This is a genomic window from Streptomyces inhibens (genome assembly GCF_022221585.1).
Taxonomy (GTDB): domain Bacteria; phylum Actinomycetota; class Actinomycetes; order Streptomycetales; family Streptomycetaceae; genus Streptomyces; species Streptomyces inhibens.
This window is the reverse complement of sequence record NZ_CP084681.1, coordinates 1710780-1726505: the sequence shown is the minus strand read 5'-3', so window position 1 is coordinate 1726505 and position 15726 is coordinate 1710780. Positions and strand designations below refer to the sequence as shown.

Here is a 15726-nt window from a genome sequence, read left to right as displayed (position 1 = left end):
CGACGGCCACGGCCGGGTGAACAGGAGACAGCGATGCCGGACGCAGTGGTGATCGGTGCCGGGCCCAACGGACTTGTCGCGGCCAACCTGTTGGCGGACGCCGGATGGACCGTGGAGGTGCTCGAAGAGCAGAACGAGCCGGGCGGCGCGGTCCGCAGCGACCGCGGGGTGCACCCCGACTACGTCAACGACCTGTTCAGCTCCTTCTACCCGCTGGCCGCCGCCTCGCCGGTCCTCTCGGCCCTCCGCCTGTACGAACAGGGGCTGGTCTGGAGCCATGCCCCACGGGTGCTGGCGCATCCGCTGACCGACGGCCGCTGTGCGCTGCTGGAGCGCGATACGGCCGACACGGCGGCCGGGCTGGAGGCCTTCGGCGTGGGTGACGGTGCGGCCTGGCAGGCGCTGTGCGGAGTCTGGGACCGCGTCGGCAGCGACCTCGTCGACGCCATGTTGACCCCGTTCCCGCCGCTGCGCGCGACGGCCCGGCTCGCCGCGCGGCTGCGCGGCGCGGGCGGTCTGCGGCTGGCGCGCACGATGCTGCTGCCCGTACGGCGCCTGGGAGATGAGGAGTTCCGCGGCGAAGCCGGCCGGCTCCTGCTGGCCGGCAACGCCCTGCACGCGGACCTCGCCCCCGAGGCGGCGGGCAGTGGCGGCTTCGGGTGGCTGATGTCGATGCTCGGCCAGACCTGCGGCTTTCCGGTACCGGCCGGTGGCGCCCAGTCGCTCACCGCGGCGCTCGTGCGGCGCCTGCAGCGCAGCGGTGGCGTACTGCGCTGCGGGGAGCGCGTCGTCGGCATCGTCGTACGCTCCGGGCGCGCGGTGGCGGTACGCACCGCGATCGGCGAGACCGTGCCGGCCCGCCGCGCCGTACTGGCGGATGTGTCCGTACCGGCCCTGTACGGCCGGCTGGTCGACTCCCGGTATCTGCCCGGCCCGCTCCTGGCCGATCTGCGGCGCTTCCAATGGGACTTCGCCACCTTCAAGGTGGACTGGGCGCTCGACGGTCCGGTGCCGTGGACCGCGGAGGGAGCCGCCACCGCGGGCATCGTGCACCTGGCCGACGGGATGGACGAACTCACCCGCTTCGCCGCGCAGATCGCCATGGGGCAGGTGCCGGACCGGCCGTTCGTCCTCTTCGGCCAGATGACCACCGCGGATGCCACCCGCTCCCCGGCCGGCACCGAGTCGGCCTGGGCCTATACCCATGTACCCCATGGGATCCGCGGGGACGCGGGGGAGGACGGGATCACCGGAGCCTGGGACCCGCGGGAACAAGAAATGATGGCGAACCGGGTGGAGGCACAGGTCGAGCGCTTCGCTCCCGGCTTCCGCTCGGGGATCAGGGCGCGCCGGATCCTCGCCCCTCCCACCCTGGAGGCGATGAACGCCAATCTGCACGGCGGCGCCCTCAACGGTGGCACCACCGCCGTCCACCAGCAGCTGGTTCTCCGCCCGCTGCCCGGCCTCGGCCGCCCGGAAACCCCGGTCGAGGGCCTCTATCTGGCATCCGCCGGCGCGCACCCGGGCGGCGGTGTGCACGGTGCCCCCGGCGCCAACGCGGCCCGCGCGGCCCTGCGCAGGCGCGCGCCGAGCGGCCTCCTCAGCCGGACGCAGCGCGCGCTGGCCACTCCGTTCGTCAACGCCCGCCCGGCAAAGGCGGGTTGAGGTGCCGCCGGGCTCAGGCAGCTGCCGTCGACGCGATCGGCCGGGAGGCCAGGAGCATCAGGGCCACATCGTCCTGCCGGTCCGCCTCGTCCTGCCGGTTCTGCAGAAGGGCGTCGGCGAGGCCGTCGGGCCCCTGTGGCGGAGCGTCGTCAAGGCGCCCGGCCAGGTCGGCGACCGCGCGGTCCAGATCGACGCCCGGGGCTTCGACCAGGCCGTCGGTGTAGAGGACCAGCACGGATTCCGGCGGCAGGGCGATCTCCGTGGCGTCGTACCGGGCATCGGGCTCGATGCCCAGGAGCAGCCCGGGCGGTACGTCCAGCACCGTGGTGTGCCCGTCGGGGTGGCGCAGGAGGGGCGGGGGATGGCCGGCGCTGGCCAGGCACGCCCGCCGGGTGAGCAGATCGATATGGACGTACAGGCAGCTGGTGAAAAGATCCGGGTCCAGATCGGTCAGCAGCCGGTTCGTACGGGCCAGTACCTCGGCCGGTGAGGCGCCGGCGGTGGCGTAGGCGTGCACGGCGGTGCGGGCCTGCCCCATCAGGGCGGCGGCCGCCGCGTTGTGCCCCTGTACGTCACCGATGACGGCGGCGACGCTGTCTTTGCCGAGCCGGATCAGATCGTAGAAGTCGCCGCCGATGTCCATACCGCGGGTCGACGGCAGGTAACGCGCGGCGACGGCGAACCCGGGTACCGGGGGAAGGCTGTGCGGCAGCAGTCCGGCCTGCAGATCATGGGCGAGTTGCTGCTTGGTGTCGTACAGCCGGGCACGGTCCAGTGCCTGGGCGATCAGCCCCGCCAGCGAGGTGAGGACCTGGCGTTCTTCCACGCTGAAGGTGCGGGGTCGGGTGTACCCGAGGATGCAGCAGCCGACCGGGCGGCCGGACACGATCAGCGGCAGCACGGCCCGGGCGGCCTTGCCCGTCAGATGCGGCAGCCCCGGGTAGACGCGTTCCAACTCCTCGGGGGAGGAGAAGAAGCTGGGCTCGCCGGTGGCGAGGGCGTGTACGGCCGGGCTGTTGGCGGCGCTGAGGGCGACACCTTCGAAGGCGGCGACGGCTTCGGCGGGGTAGCCGCGGTGGCCGATGGTGCGCAGCCGGCCCGCCTCCGCCGCGTACATGAGCATGCCTTGGGCGCCGAAGGCCGGCACGATCTGGTCGGCGACCAGATCGACGACATCCGCTGCGCCCACGGCCTCGGTGAGCGCCGCGGACAGATGCAGGACGTGGTAGATCTGCCCGGCCCGCACGGGTACGGTCTCCGCGGGGTAGGACGCCACCGGGTCGTGATCCTCGCCCGACGGGGTGATCCACACACTCAGGCCCCGGGCGTCCGGGAACAGACGGAAGGTGAGCCACTGTTTCGGGGGCCGGAGGGCGGTGAAGGACGTCGGCCGGCGGCTGAGCACCGCGGCGCGGTAGCGGTCCTCGAAGACCGGGTCGCGCAGCCACGGCAGGACTTCCCAGGGGTGCGATCCGATGAGCCGGGTGTCCTCTTCGCCGAGCAGTTCCTCCGCGCCGGTCGTGACCAAGGTGATGCAGCCGTCGAGGTCCAGCGCGCAGCAGCCGCCGGGCAGCCGCTCCACGTAGTCGACCGCCGCCAGCGCCTCCACCCGGCCGACGGTCCGTACCGGGGGCGGTGACAGCACGCGCGGCACCTCGGCCGGCTCCCCGTTGGGCAGGGGGCTCGTCGCCAGCAGCGCCGCCAGACGCCGGCAGCCGGCCCGCACCGCCTCGGCCTCGTCCGCCGACAGCTGCGGCGGATGGCCGGCGGGCCACAGCAGCAGCAAGGCGCCCCGGCGCCCGGTCCCGTCGCTGATCGGAGCCGCGGCCAGCGCGAAGTCGTACGGGACGGCCACCGCCGTACGGGGGAAGTCACGGGTCAGCTGCTGATGGCCGGCCGCCCACACCAGACGCTGCTGGCGGGTGGCGACAGCGACCGGAATCGGGGCCGCCAGCGCGACCCGGCTCCACGGCTCCAGGAACGGCGCCGGAACCCCGCTCATGACGGTCAGCCGCAGCACCGGCTCGTCGGCCGCCAGCACGTAGAGCCCGCCCGCGGATGCCCCGGTCTCCCGCATCGCCCGAAGAAGCGCCCGGTCCACAGGGTCGGACCCGGCTCCGTCGCTCATCTCGCACCTTCACACAGCTGTCGTCATGACGTCTCCCACGGGACAGTGCCGACGTTACGCCGCTCACTGTGGTGCGGCACTCGGGTACGCGCTGTGCCCGAGATGTACAGAGTTGCGATGAGCTGTGGATGTATATCATGTAATGGCGCTTCTTGAACGTGGCGCGGGCAGCGTGTCGTCTCCGTTCCGGAGAGGGAACATGGCCGCAGGCGAAGAGGACGAGACAGAGCGGGTTCGGCGTCCGTCCGGTAAGAAGACCGCCAAAAAGACCGCCAGGACAACCAGCAGTGCTCGGGCCGACAGCCGGAAGGGCGAGACCGAGCCGGAGCGCGTGGCCGGCCGAGTTTCGGCGCCGCGGGCCATGCGGAACGCGGCGGAGCAGCTCCAGCAGCTTCTGGGGCGGGCCCCCGAGTCCGTCTCCGCGGTGAAACCCACGGAGGACGGCTGGCAGGCGGACGTGGAAGTCCTGGAGCTGGAGCGCGTCCCGTCGACCACCAGCGTGATGGCGACCTACCGGGTGGTGCTGGACAAGGAAGGTGAACTGGTGGCATACGAGCGCATCCGTCGCTACACCCGAAGTCAGATCGACCGGGGCACCTGAAGGCTCCGGATGCCACCGCAGAACCGTTCGCCGAGCGAACTACACGGCCACTCCGCGCAGGAAGGGGCGAGCCGGGGAAGGGAGGCACCGTGACTGTGGTGCCGCAAAGCGGAGGAACCGTCGCCAGAGGTGGCGGCGGAGGCTCCGGCAACCTCTACGACATCCTCGATCTGATTCTGGACCGCGGACTGGTCATCGACGTCTTCGTACGGGTCTCGTTGGTCGGCATCGAGATCCTCAAGATCGACGCCCGTATCGTCGTGGCCAGCGTGGACACTTACCTGCGCTTCGCCGAGGCGTGCAACCGCCTCGACCTGGAGGAGGGGCGCAAGGCGCCCTCCCAGCTGACCGACATCGTCGGCGAGGTCACCGAGGGTGGCTCGCACGGCAAGGCCAAGGGTGCGCTGAGCGGGGCCGCCGAGGCGGTGACCGAAGCTCTCAAGGGCGGACACGAGGACGACGAGGACGACGAGGAACCCGCGGAGCGGCGCAAGGAGCACGCGGAAAAGCGGGAGCGGCCGGCTCGTCGCCCGGTCCGGCACCGGAAGGAATGAGCCATGGCCGTATACGTCTACTCCATCGTCGCGACCGACCATCCCCAGCGGCTGGACGGTCTCGACGGGGTAGGGGACCCGCCCACCGCCCTTCGCACGGTGCACACGAAAAAGCTGTCCGCGGTCGTCAGCGACGCCCCCGAGGAGCTACGACCCAAACGCCGGGACCTCGGCGCCCACCAGGCCGTCCAGGAGCGGCTGATGGCCGACGGCACGGTCCTGCCGCTGCAGTTCGGTTTCACCACTACGGGCGACGACGCCGTACGCGAGGTGCTGGAGGACCGTACGGACGAACTCACCGAACGGTTGCAGGCGCTGAAGGGCTGCGCCGAATACCACCTGAAGGCCGGTCAGGACGAGGACGCGATGCTGCGCCAGATCCTTACGGAGTCCGACGAGGCGCGCCGGCTCAACGAGGACATCAGAAGCGGCAACGCCGGCCCGGATCTGCCGCTCGCGCTCGGTGAACTGGTCGCGAAGGAAGTAGAGGCGCGCCAGGACCGGCTCGCCGCGGCGGTCGTCGACGCACTGCGCGAGTTCGCCCGTGAGGAGAGCGTGTCGAAGCCGACCGGCAACGACTTCGTGAGCGTGTCCTTCCTGGTGGACCAGAAGAACGAAAAGCGCCTCCGCGCCGCCGAACAGGAGCTCGCCGAGGAGCTGGGCGAGGACTTCGATCTGCGGCTGCGCGGGCCACTGCCCGCCTACAGCTTCGTCTAGGGAGACGTCATGGGCCTGCTGACTCAGCTCGGCACCTTTCCGCTGGCGCCGGTGCGCGGCGTGGCCTGGGTCATGGAGCGCGTGTTGGAGGCCGCGGAGAACGAGTACTACGACCCCGAACCCGTCGAGCGGGAACTCGCCGAGCTGGAGCGAGCGCTCCTGGCGGGAGACATCGACGAGGAAACCTTCGACCGGCGCGAGGACGAACTGCTGGACCGGCTGGACGAGATCAGGGCCCATCAACAGGGCACCGACACCTGATCGCGACAGCTGAATCCGGAGGGCGCCCCGCGCTCCCGTCCGGACGCCGGGTTACCAGGGAAGCGAGGTAGTGGCCGTGTCGGAACCCGTTGCCAGGAGACTTGGCGACCTCCCGTCCAGGTCCGCCCAGTACGGCCAGGGCTCATCGGCCAATCTCGCCGACATCCTGGAGCGGGTCCTGGACAAAGGCATCGTCATCGCCGGCGATATCCAGATCAACCTCCTGGACATCGAACTGCTCACCATCAAACTGCGCCTGCTGGTCGCCTCCGTGGACAAGGCGAAGGAGATGGGCATCGACTGGTGGGAGCACGACCCCGCTCTGTCGTCCCGCGCGTCCGACGGCTACAGCTCGCTCGCCGAGGAGAACAAGCGGCTGCGTGCCGAGATCGAGGCCCTGCGCGAGCGCGGTGAACTGCCCCGGGCCGAGGACGAGGAAGAGGAAGAGGAAGAGGAAGAGGAAGAGGAAGAGGACGAGGAGGAGAGCCGCCCGGCCGCACCCCGGCGTGCTCCCCGCACCTCCCGCACCAAACGGGCCCAGCCGAGCCCCCGCAGCAAGAGCAGCAAGAAGCGGGATGAGCCATGACCGAGGTCATCACCTATGCCTACGCCGTGGCGCAGGACGCCGACGGATCGCTGGAGGAGGAGCTGTCCGGGCTCCCCGGCGTGGCGGATGCGCCGGTGCATCTGGTGCGCACAGGACACCGCGGGGACGTGGTCGTCGCGGTCAGCCCGGTGCCCGAGCAGGACTTCCAGGAGGCCGCACTGCGCGCACACCTCGAAGACCTGGACTGGCTGGAGTTGGTCGCCCGCGCCCATCACCGGGTGATCGAGGCGCTGGCCGCGCGCACCACCGTCCTGCCACTCCGGCTGGCCACCGTCTACCTCGACGACGAGCGGGTGCGGCAGATGCTCGACGCCCGTCTGGAGGCGTTCGCCGAGCGGCTGTCCGAGCTGGCCGCGCATGTGGAGTGGGGCGTCAAGATCTACGTCGAGGCGTCCGCGGCCGCCGAGAGCCCGGCGGCGGCGTCGGCGGAGCCGGACCTGAGCCCCGGACGCGCCTACCTCAGCCACCGCAGGGCGCAGCGCCATGCCCGCGAGGACGCCTACCGCACAGCCGAACAGGCGGCCCGGCACGTCGAGGACGCGGCCCGCGGCGTGGCGGTCGACCGGGTCCAGCACCGGACGCAGCAGGGCGAACTCGCCCGCGGGCCGGGGGAGAACGTCGTCAACGACGCCTACCTCGTACCGCTGGAGCACGCCGAACGGTTGCGTACGGACGTGCTGCGGGCGGCCGAGGGATTTACCGGGGTACGCGTCGAGGTCACCGGGCCCTGGGCCCCCTACTCGTTCGCCACCCCCGCCGAAGCCGAACCGTTGAAGGGGGCCACGCCGTGAGGGCGGCGGGCGGGCCGCCGACCGCGGCGCAAGAGCCGCTGCCGGACCGGCAGATCGCGCTGATCGACCTGCTGGACCGGCTGCTGACCGGAGGTGCGGTCCTCACCGGTGACATCGTGCTGTCGATCGCCGATATCGACCTCGTACGCGTCTCGCTGAACGCGCTGATCGTCTCCATCAGCGAACAGAACCTCTCCCCGTGGCCTGCCGACCCACCCCTGGGAGATGGTCATGGCAGGTGAAGTCCGAGGGCCCGCCAACCACTTCGACGACGTCGCCGAAGCGGCCGGCCGCGCCTTCCGGCTGCTGCCCGCGGCACCGCAGGACCTCCAGCCGCCGCGCGGCACGGCGGCGGGGAGCGGCACACACCGGGTCACCACCGACCCCGACACGGTGGAACGGGACCTGATCAAGCTCGTTCTCACCCTCGTCGAACTGCTGCGGCAGCTCATGGAACGCCAGGCGCTGCACCGGGTCGACGCCGGAGATCTCACCGAGGAACAGGAGGAGCGGCTGGGCGCCACACTCATGATTCTGCACGAGCGCATGGTGGAGCTCTGTGCCCGATACGACCTTTCCATGCAAGACCTCAATCTCGATCTCGGACCTCTCGGGACATTGCTGCCACCGTCCGAATGACAGCCGACCGAGCCCCGCTTGCTCGGCCGAAGGCCCTGAAGGAGCACGACATGGGCATCAGAAAGAAGAGCAGGAACATCGGCGAAATGGCCGAAGGAAAGGCAAAGGAAACCACCGGGAAGGTCCTCGGCAACGAAAGCCTGGAGAAGAAGGGAAAGATGGAGAAGGCCAAGGGCAAGGTGAAGCAGGCAGTGGAACGGGGCAAGGACACGCTCAGGCACTGACCGCCACCGCCCGGCCCCCGCCGTCGCACTCCCCGCGACGGCGGGGGCCGCCGCCCTCGCGATGCGGCTGCTCGTGCCGCCCGCCGATCGGCCTGGACCCGGCACCGCCGGCGGACGTCGCGGACCGGCCCCGTGCTCCGGGTGCGGAGCGTGGCGAGGATCCGTACGGTCGAAGAGGCCCTGCGCACCACGACAGCTCAGCCCGGCGCCTGCCCGGACGAGGAGAGCCGCAGCGGTAGCGCCGCCGACCCCCGGCACACATGTGGAGGATCAATGGCTGAGTACGGCTACTTCCTGTCCTGCGAGGAGCACGGCCCGGCCGCGCTCGTCGAGCAGGCACGGATGGCCGAGCAGGCCGGATTCACCTCGCTGTGGATCTCCGACCACTTCCATCCGTGGAACGACGCACAGGGCCAGAGCCCCTTCGTATGGTCGGTGATCGGCGCACTGTCCGAGGCCACCTCGCTGCCCATCGAGACCGCGGTGACCTGCCCGATCATGCGGCTCCACCCCGCCGTCACCGCCCAGGCGGCCGCCACCGCCGCCGTCCAGACCCAGGGCCGCTTCCGGCTCGGGGTGGGAACCGGCGAGGCGCTGAACGAACACGTCCTGGGCGATCCCTGGCCGCGGGCGGCGGTGCGACTGGAGATGCTGGAAGAGGCCGTTCAGGTGATGCGCCAGCTCTTCGCGGGCGACGAGGTGAGCCACCACGGGAAGCACTACACGGTCGAGAACGCGCGCCTGTACACCCTTCCCGACGAGCCGGTGCCCATCGACGTGTCCGGGTTCGGCCCGGCCGCGACCGAGCTGGCCGGCCGCGTCGGGGACGGCTTCCTCACCATGGAGCCCGACGCCGAGGCCGTGGAGCGGTTCCGGCGCAGTGGCGGCGGTTCGAAGCCGGCCATGGGTGGACTGAAGGTGTGCTGGTCCAGCGACCGCGAGGATGCGCTACGGACCGCGCACCGGCTCTGGGCCACCGAACAGCTGCCCGGCGAGCTGCCGCAGATCCTCCCCACGCCCCGCCACTTCGAGCAGGCCGCCGAACTGATCACCCCCGATCGCGTCGCGGAGAGCGTGCTCTGCGGAGACGATGTGGAGGCGCACCTCGCCGCGATCACCGCGTACACCAAGGCGGGCTTCGACACCGTCTGCGTCCATCAGATCGGGCACGGCCCGCGGGGCTTCTTCGACTTCTACCGCACCAAAGTGCTTCCCCAGCTACCGCAGTGACACCGCCGACACACAGTCAAGGAGGGATTCATGCCTGCCGGTTCGAGCAAGAAGCGTGAGCGTCAGTACGAGCACATCAAGGAAAGCGCGCAGGAACGGGGAGAGTCCACCGAGCGTGCGAAGGAAATCGCCGCCCGGACGGTGAACAAGGAGCGGGCGCGCTCCGGCGAGTCCAAAACGGCGAGCAAGGTCTCCACACAAGACCCGAAGTCCGCCTCGCAGCGCGGCGGCGAACGCTCCCACAGCGGTGCCCAGGGGCCGACGAAGGATCAGCTCTACGAGGAGGCGAAGAAGCGCAACATCGACGGCCGCTCCTCGATGAACAAGCAGCAGCTGCGCAAGGCGCTCGGTCGCTGAGACGACAACTTCAGGAACGGGGCCGTCGCCGGGGACCGCACGATCACTCGTCCTCGTCCTCGGCCTCGGCCTCGGCCTCTTCGTCTTCCTCTTCCCAGTCCTCGTCCTCGTCCTCGCCGTCCTCCTCGGGCTCGGCCTCGCCCTCCTCCTCGTACTCCTCGTCGCCGTACTCCTCGTCCTCGTCGTAACCCTCGGCCTCTTCCTCCTCGACGGCCTCTTCATGGGTCCGTACGACCTCGCCGTCGCGCACTTCGCCGCGCCAGCCGTCCGGTTCCTCGTCGGTGAGCGTGACGTAGCGCTGGAAGTGCTTGAAGTCCAGCCGCAGCCGCCGCCCCTGCGCGCGCCACAGATTTCCGGTCTTCTCGAAGAACCCGGAGGCGTAGTACTCGACGACCAGCACGATGCGGGTCAGGTTGGGTGCGAGCTCATGGAAACTGACGGCACCCCGGGTCGATCCCTTGGCGCCCTCGGACGTCCAGACGATGCGTTCGTCCGGCACCTGCTCCTGGACGGTGGCTTTCCAGCCGCGGGTCGACGGGCCGACCTTGGCCTTCCAGTCACTGGTCGTCTCATCGCTCTGCGACACACTGCGGACGCCCTTGGTGAAGCTGTTGAACTTCTCGTACCGCGTCCAGTGGTCGTAGGCGGTACGCAACGGCACTCCGACATCGAGGACCTCGATGATGTTGGTGACCTTCTGGTCTCCCGACTTGCGCCCTTTACCGCCTCCGAGGACCTCTTTGGCCTTGCCCACGATGTTGTCCTTGACGTCCTGCGCCTTCCCGCTGATCACGGCCTTGAGGGGGGAGTCGCCCCCGAGGAGGTTGGCCCCGATCTTGGACAGCGAACCGCCGTTCTGGGCGACGTTGGTGAGCTGGCCCGTCACATCGATCAGCTTGTCGCCGGCCCGTTCGGCCAGATTCCCCGCCCACGCCGTCACAAAGCCCCCGAGCTCGTCCCGCAGTCGATCGAGCCCCGAGTCCGCGTTGTCCTGTCCCGTCCTGGCCATGACCGGTTACCTCCGGCTCTTGCCGCGCGCTGATGTCTTCTTGGCGGCCTGTTGGGAAGTCTTCTGTGCCGTCTTTTTGGCGGTCTTCTTCGCAGCCGGGGCTGCCTTCTTCTGTGCGGCGGTCTTCTTGGCAGGAGCCTTCTTGGCGGCGGTCTTCTTCGCCGTGGTCTTCTTTGCCGCGGTCTTCTTCGCGGCGGCCTTCTTGGCGGCGGCTTTCTTCGCGGGGGCCGCCTTCTTTGCCGCGGTCTTCTTGGCGGCGGCCTTCTTGGCGGGCGCAGCCTTCTTCGCGGCCGGCCGGCTGGGTGCGGCCTTTTTCCCGGCGGACTTCGTGCCACGACGGCGGGGCCGCTCCTCGGGCTCTTCCGCCGGCTCCTCTTCCTCTTCTTCCTCTTCTTCTTCCTCGCCTTCATACTCCTCTTCGGGCTCCTCTTCGGGCTCCTCCTCGGGCTCTTCTTCGCCCTCCTCGTACTCCTCCTCGGGCTCCTCTTCCTCCTCGTACTCCTCCGCCGGCTCTTCGCCCTCGTATTCCTCCTCTTCCTCCTCCTCTTCCGGTTCCTCCTCGCCGCTTTCGAGGCGGAGGGTGCGCTCATGGAGCGAATCGGCGAACGTGGTCAGCTGACGGTTGGCGGCGGCCTTGACGGCCTGCCGCCCGGCATCCATGACTTCCCCCCGCAGCTGTTCGCCCAGCTCCGCGACCTGGGGGATCTCCCCGAGTCTGCGGACCCCCTCCGCCAAGAGCTGGCGTGGCTCAAGCCCGAATTGGCGCCCGGCGAGGTAGGACGCCACTGTGAGAGCGAACCGGCCCTTCTTCGTGCGGCCCAGGACGTAGCCACCGGCCAGGGCGGCGGCGAGCAGAAACTTGGATTCGTTCATGGGTGCGTCACCTTTTCGTGGGCATGCTGCCGATCGGCGCCATATCTCCAGAGTGATCCGTGTCCTCACGTGCGCATCCCGAGCGAGCAGAAGTAGGGATTCCACTCCGCGCCGCGCCGGTTGGATTGCGCTGGGTAGTCGCCGTCAGCACCCTGGGAATGCAACCGGTGCCGCTGCGTAGGTCATAGAGGTCGGCCGCCGATCCATCAGGGCCGGTGGAGCGGCCGCCGGGAACCGAAGGTGAGGAGTGCCGCGCCAACGGCCGTTCCGGCGCCTGTCCTTGATGCCGGGAGCGGTGGCCGAGGCCTATGCCGCAATGCCGTGGAGGATTCGCTCCGTCGTCCGCCTGCACAGCGCGCGGAATTCGCTTTCGGGCATGGCGATACGGCCGCCGAGATAGAGCTGGACAAGCCCTTGAGCGGGGGCGGTGAGGGCCAGTGCGACCTCAAGCGGGTCGTCGGGCTTGAGTGTGCCTTCGCGCATGCCCTGTTCGACCGCCGTCACCACCACACCGCATGCCAGGGTTTCCCCGGAGTGCACGTCTTCAGGGAAGTGTGGGGCCCGCTCGCGTCGTTCGGCCATCAGGAACAGATAGAGGTTCGGCCGGCCGAGGGCGAAGTCGAGGAAATCGGTGAGGAGTCCATAGATCCTGGTCACCGGGTCGGGGTCCTGGCGTGCGGCCCATTGCGCGCCCAGTTCCTGAAGGCTGTCCGCGGCCACCGCGCGCAGCAACGCCTCACGATTGGGGTAGTGGCGGTAGATCGCCATAGGTGTCACCCCGACAGCCTCGGCCACTCGCCGCATGCTCACCGCTTCCGGGCCTTCGCCGCCCAGGATGTCGAGTGCCGCGTCGGCGATACGCTCCGCCGTTCTCCGCTCCACCACGTCTACATCGTACACATCGATGTTTACGGCGTATACGTCACGAATGGCCCCTCCCACGCGGCAGCTGCGCGGCGGCAGGTGTGCGGAAGGTGGGTAACGGCTCTAGGCTCGGAATATGCCGGGAACACGCCGTGCACCGTCTCGTGTGGGAGTAGGGGGAGCGCGGTGTGTTCGCCGGCGCACGGCGTCCGTCCGGCTGCTGGCCGTGGCGGCGGTCGTCGCGCTGACCGGTGGCTTCGCCGGAACTCCGGCCGTGGGCACCGCCGATGACCCGGATCTGACGCGCTTCTACCAGCAGCAACTCTCCTGGGAGTCGTGCGGGCACGATGTGAAGAACGGCGCGCAGAGCCAGGGAACCGCGCAGCCGCCCGGCTACTCGGAGCGGCTGGAGTGCGCCCGGCTGGAGGTGCCGCGTGACTACGCCCATCCCGGGCGGAGCACCATGCTGGTCCAGCTGATCCGGCTGAAGGCGACCGGGCCCGGCAAACGGCTCGGTTCGCTGGTGCTCAATCCCGGAGGGCCGGGTGCTTCCGGCGTCAACTATCTGATCGACAGCGGCAGTGCCTTCGCCCGTCTGGGGCAGCAGTACGACATCGTCAGCTTTGACCCGCGCGGCACCGGCCACACCGAACCCGTCTCCTGCGGCGACAAGCTCGCGCCACCCCCCGGCAGCGCCGCCGACGACAGCCTCGCCGCGAAGGAGAAGCGCATCAACGAGGCCTGCGGCCGGTACTCCGGTGGGCTGCTGCCGTGGATCGGCACCCCCAACGTCGCCCGGGACATGGACGTACTGCGTGCCGCGGTCCGCGACGACAAGCTCAACTACCTGGGGTTCTCCTACGGCACCAAACTCGGCGCGGTCTACGCCCATGAATTCCCCGACAAGGTCGGCCGGATGGTCCTGGACAGCGTCGAGGACCCGACCAAGAACACCTGGCAGACCGCACTCGCCCAGGCCCGCGGCTTCCAGCGGGCACTGGACGACTTCGCCGCCGACTGCACCCATGACGCCGGCTGCCCGCTGGGCACCGACGGAAACCGCGCAGAGGACCAACTGCGCCATTGGTACGAGCAGTTGAGTGATACGCCGATGAAGGTGAAGGGGGAGACGGTCGACGAGACGACGTATGTGTATGCGCTGCGGGAGGCCCTGTACAGGAGGAGCGACTGGCCGACGCTGCGCCAGGCGCTGGCGCAGCTGCGGCGCGGCGACGGGGCCGGGATCCTGCGCCTGAGCGACAGCGGCGGCAGCAGCGCGGGACGGGCCCCGGTGCGCCACATCGGGCAGGACGAGCTGCCGCCGCAGGACCAGCTGGCCCTGCGCGCGATCTCCTGCCGGGACACCTCCGAACGCTATGGCGCCGACGACTACGCCCGGGCGCAACGGGAACTCACCCGGGCCTCCCCGCTCTTCGGGCCGGACATCGCCCCGACCCTGCTGGACTGCGACGGCTGGCCGGCTCCGGGCGACGACACCTCCCGCGATGTCGCGGCGCCCGACGCACCGCCCGTACTGCTCGTCGCGACCACCAACGATCCGGCGACCCCGTACGAGGGCGCCCTCAACATGGCCCGTGCGCTGGACAACTCCAGCATCGTGCTGACCTTCCGGGGTGAGGGGCACGCCGCCTACACCACCGGCGACACCTGCGTACAGCGGTATGTCGACGGCTTCCTGCTGCACGGCACCATGCCGAAGCCCCATACCTCCTGCGGCTGAGCCGGGAGCGCGCACGCCGGGGGCTACTTGTAGTAACGAGTGTTCTCGACGTCGACGACGGGAGCACCGGGGGACGGTGGCTGGGTGCGCCGCCGCTTCAGAATGCTCACATACGTCGCCAGGCCGATGATGCCGACGATCATCATGATGACGCCCACGAGGTCGAGATTGACTCCGGCCATGTGCCAGTCCACCGCGAAGGTGAGGATGGCCCCCACCGCGAGCAGACCGATGCACCCGCCGATACCCATGTGTCAGCCTCCATAACTGTCTTGACAGCAGGGGGTGTTGAAGGACGCGTACCCATGCACAGACGCCTCATGTCCGGGTGCGGTGCGGTGCGGTGCGTGGTGTGGTGTGCGGGCGGAGGCTCAGCCGGCCCGGCGCCCGCTCCTGCCCGCGGTCTTCTTCGCCGCGGCCGTTTTCTTGGCAGCTGTCTTCTTGGCGGTGGACTTCGCGGCGGTGGTCTGCTGCGCGGCCGCCTTCTTCCCCGTTGCCTGCTGCGCCGTGCTCTTCTTCGCGGAGCGGCCGGGCCGGGCGGTGTCCGCGGCGTGCTCGGTGCCCTCGTCCTCGCCGCGGGACCTCTTGGCGGCGCGCACGCTGTCCTGCAAGGCCGCCATCAGGTCCATCACCTGGCCGGCGGGCTGCTCCTCGCCGGCCTCGAATTCCGGCTCACGATGCGCCAGCTTCGCCGCCACGATCTCTTCCAGCGCCTCGCGGTAGTGATCGTGCACATCGTCCTCCGACAGCTCGCCGAAGGAGTCCATCAGTGCCTCGGCGGCGGCCACCTCGTTGGCGGCGACGTCCACCTGCCGCTCGGGCAGCACCCCGTCCATCGGGCGGATCTGGTGCGGCCAGAGCAGCACCTGCATGACGAGTGCGCCCTCCATCGGGCGGATCATGGCCAGCGTCTCCCGCCCGTGCAGCGCGATCTTGCCGAGTCCGACGCGCTGGTGCCGCTCCATCGCCTCGCGCAGCAGCACATAGGGCTTGACCGCGGCGGGGCTGTCGACGCCCAGGTAGTAGCCCTTGCCCATCTGCAGCGGGTCGATGTCCCCGCCGGCGACGAAGGCCAGAATCGTCAGCGTCTTCGCGGTCGGCAGCGGCAGTGCGTCCAGATCCTCGTCACTCAGCGGTACGACCAGGTCGCGGTCGCCGGGTTTGTAGCCGCGGCCGATCTCGTCCGGGGGGACCTCGGCGCCTTCCAGCGAGCACACGGGCTGATTGCGTACCCGTCCGCCGTCCCGCGAATGGATCCGCACAAAGCTGACCGACGCGGAACTGTCCGTGGCGTTGTACGCGGCGACCGGGATCGTGACCAGGCCGAAGCTGATGGAGAACTTCGCCGTGGGGCGCATGGGGGCCGCCTTCATCGGTGCCATTCGGCTCCATGCTAGGCGGGGCGGGCAAACCGTACATCCCGGGCCGTACCGAGGTGTGCCGATCGGGTGGCGGCCCCTCGCCC

The 15726-nt window shown here is 69.8% G+C and carries 19 protein-coding genes; 13 read left to right on the top strand and 6 right to left on the bottom strand.

Translation table 11 applies throughout. From position 1 onward, the window contains the following. The first annotated feature begins 33 nt into the window (after positions 1 to 33). A complete protein-coding gene (locus tag KI385_RS08035; RefSeq protein ID WP_238571525.1) occupies positions 34 to 1665 on the top strand; it encodes a phytoene desaturase family protein in 1632 nt (543 codons plus the stop codon). Positions 1666 to 1678: 13 nt separating this feature from the next. Here KI385_RS08035 and KI385_RS08030 read toward each other — a convergent pair whose 3' ends face one another. Continuing rightward, positions 1679 to 3793 carry a SpoIIE family protein phosphatase gene (locus tag KI385_RS08030; RefSeq protein ID WP_238571524.1) on the bottom strand — a complete coding sequence of 705 codons (2115 nt, stop codon included), beginning with the start codon at positions 3791 to 3793 and terminating at the stop codon, positions 1679 to 1681. 199 nt (positions 3794 to 3992) lie between these two features. Here KI385_RS08030 and KI385_RS08025 point away from each other — a divergent pair, with 199 nt between their 5' ends. The 11 genes from KI385_RS08025 (at position 3993) to KI385_RS07975 (ending at position 9774) form a co-directional block, all read left to right on the top strand. After that, a complete protein-coding gene (locus KI385_RS08025; protein WP_238571523.1) occupies positions 3993 to 4394 on the top strand; it encodes a gas vesicle protein GvpO in 402 nt (133 codons plus the stop codon). Positions 4395 to 4483: 89 nt separating this feature from the next. Continuing rightward, positions 4484 to 4948, top strand: a complete 465-nt coding sequence (locus tag KI385_RS08020) for a gas vesicle structural protein GvpA (RefSeq protein ID WP_238571522.1) — start codon at positions 4484 to 4486, stop codon at positions 4946 to 4948. A gap of 3 nt (positions 4949 to 4951) precedes the next feature. Further along, positions 4952 to 5665: a GvpL/GvpF family gas vesicle protein gene (locus KI385_RS08015; RefSeq protein ID WP_238571521.1), complete on the top strand. Its 714-nt coding sequence runs from the start codon at positions 4952 to 4954 to the stop codon at positions 5663 to 5665. A 9-nt stretch (positions 5666 to 5674) separates the two neighbouring features. After that, positions 5675 to 5926, top strand: coding sequence for a gas vesicle protein GvpG (locus KI385_RS08010; RefSeq protein WP_238571520.1), 252 nt, complete (start codon positions 5675 to 5677; stop codon positions 5924 to 5926). A 76-nt stretch (positions 5927 to 6002) separates the two neighbouring features. After that, on the top strand, positions 6003 to 6512 hold the full coding sequence (locus tag KI385_RS08005; RefSeq protein ID WP_238571519.1) for a gas vesicle protein: 510 nt from the start codon (positions 6003 to 6005) through the stop codon (positions 6510 to 6512). Next, on the top strand, positions 6509 to 7324 hold the full coding sequence (locus KI385_RS08000; protein WP_238571518.1) for a GvpL/GvpF family gas vesicle protein: 816 nt from the start codon (positions 6509 to 6511) through the stop codon (positions 7322 to 7324). The genes KI385_RS08005 and KI385_RS08000 overlap by 4 nt, the downstream gene beginning before the upstream one ends. After that, positions 7321 to 7566 carry a gas vesicle protein gene (locus KI385_RS07995; RefSeq protein WP_238571517.1) on the top strand — a complete coding sequence of 82 codons (246 nt, stop codon included), beginning with the start codon at positions 7321 to 7323 and terminating at the stop codon, positions 7564 to 7566. The genes KI385_RS08000 and KI385_RS07995 overlap by 4 nt, the downstream gene beginning before the upstream one ends. Further along, positions 7556 to 7963: a gas vesicle protein K gene (locus KI385_RS07990; protein ID WP_238571516.1), complete on the top strand. Its 408-nt coding sequence runs from the start codon at positions 7556 to 7558 to the stop codon at positions 7961 to 7963. The genes KI385_RS07995 and KI385_RS07990 overlap by 11 nt, the downstream gene beginning before the upstream one ends. A gap of 50 nt (positions 7964 to 8013) precedes the next feature. After that, positions 8014 to 8187, top strand: a complete 174-nt coding sequence (locus KI385_RS07985) for a CsbD family protein (RefSeq protein ID WP_238571515.1) — start codon at positions 8014 to 8016, stop codon at positions 8185 to 8187. Between the two features lie 273 nt (positions 8188 to 8460). Continuing rightward, positions 8461 to 9417, top strand: coding sequence for a TIGR03557 family F420-dependent LLM class oxidoreductase (locus KI385_RS07980; protein WP_238571514.1), 957 nt, complete (start codon positions 8461 to 8463; stop codon positions 9415 to 9417). A 30-nt stretch (positions 9418 to 9447) separates the two neighbouring features. Next, positions 9448 to 9774 (top strand): plasmid stabilization protein, encoded by a 327-nt coding sequence (locus tag KI385_RS07975; protein ID WP_238571513.1) that lies wholly within the window; start codon positions 9448 to 9450, stop codon positions 9772 to 9774. A 43-nt stretch (positions 9775 to 9817) separates the two neighbouring features. Here the strand turns inward: KI385_RS07975 and KI385_RS07970 are convergent, their stop codons facing one another. From KI385_RS07970 to KI385_RS07960, 3 genes are all read right to left on the bottom strand, one after another. Beyond that, positions 9818 to 10783 (bottom strand): SRPBCC family protein, encoded by a 966-nt coding sequence (locus tag KI385_RS07970; RefSeq protein WP_238571512.1) that lies wholly within the window; start codon positions 10781 to 10783, stop codon positions 9818 to 9820. Positions 10784 to 10789: 6 nt separating this feature from the next. Further along, positions 10790 to 11656 (bottom strand): histone protein, encoded by an 867-nt coding sequence (locus tag KI385_RS07965; protein ID WP_238571511.1) that lies wholly within the window; start codon positions 11654 to 11656, stop codon positions 10790 to 10792. 306 nt (positions 11657 to 11962) lie between these two features. Further along, positions 11963 to 12541 (bottom strand): TetR/AcrR family transcriptional regulator, encoded by a 579-nt coding sequence (locus KI385_RS07960; RefSeq protein ID WP_238571510.1) that lies wholly within the window; start codon positions 12539 to 12541, stop codon positions 11963 to 11965. 205 nt (positions 12542 to 12746) lie between these two features. Between KI385_RS07960 and KI385_RS07955 the strand changes: the two genes are divergently transcribed. Continuing rightward, entirely contained in the window at positions 12747 to 14261 is a 1515-nt protein-coding gene (locus KI385_RS07955) for an alpha/beta hydrolase (RefSeq protein WP_238571509.1), read from the top strand. A 23-nt stretch (positions 14262 to 14284) separates the two neighbouring features. Here the strand turns inward: KI385_RS07955 and KI385_RS07950 are convergent, their stop codons facing one another. Next, positions 14285 to 14512 (bottom strand): DUF6458 family protein, encoded by a 228-nt coding sequence (locus KI385_RS07950; RefSeq protein WP_238571508.1) that lies wholly within the window; start codon positions 14510 to 14512, stop codon positions 14285 to 14287. Between the two features lie 120 nt (positions 14513 to 14632). After that, positions 14633 to 15643 (bottom strand): non-homologous end joining protein Ku, encoded by a 1011-nt coding sequence (gene ku / locus KI385_RS07945; RefSeq protein ID WP_425356885.1) that lies wholly within the window; start codon positions 15641 to 15643, stop codon positions 14633 to 14635. Positions 15644 to 15726: the final 83 nt, after the last annotated feature.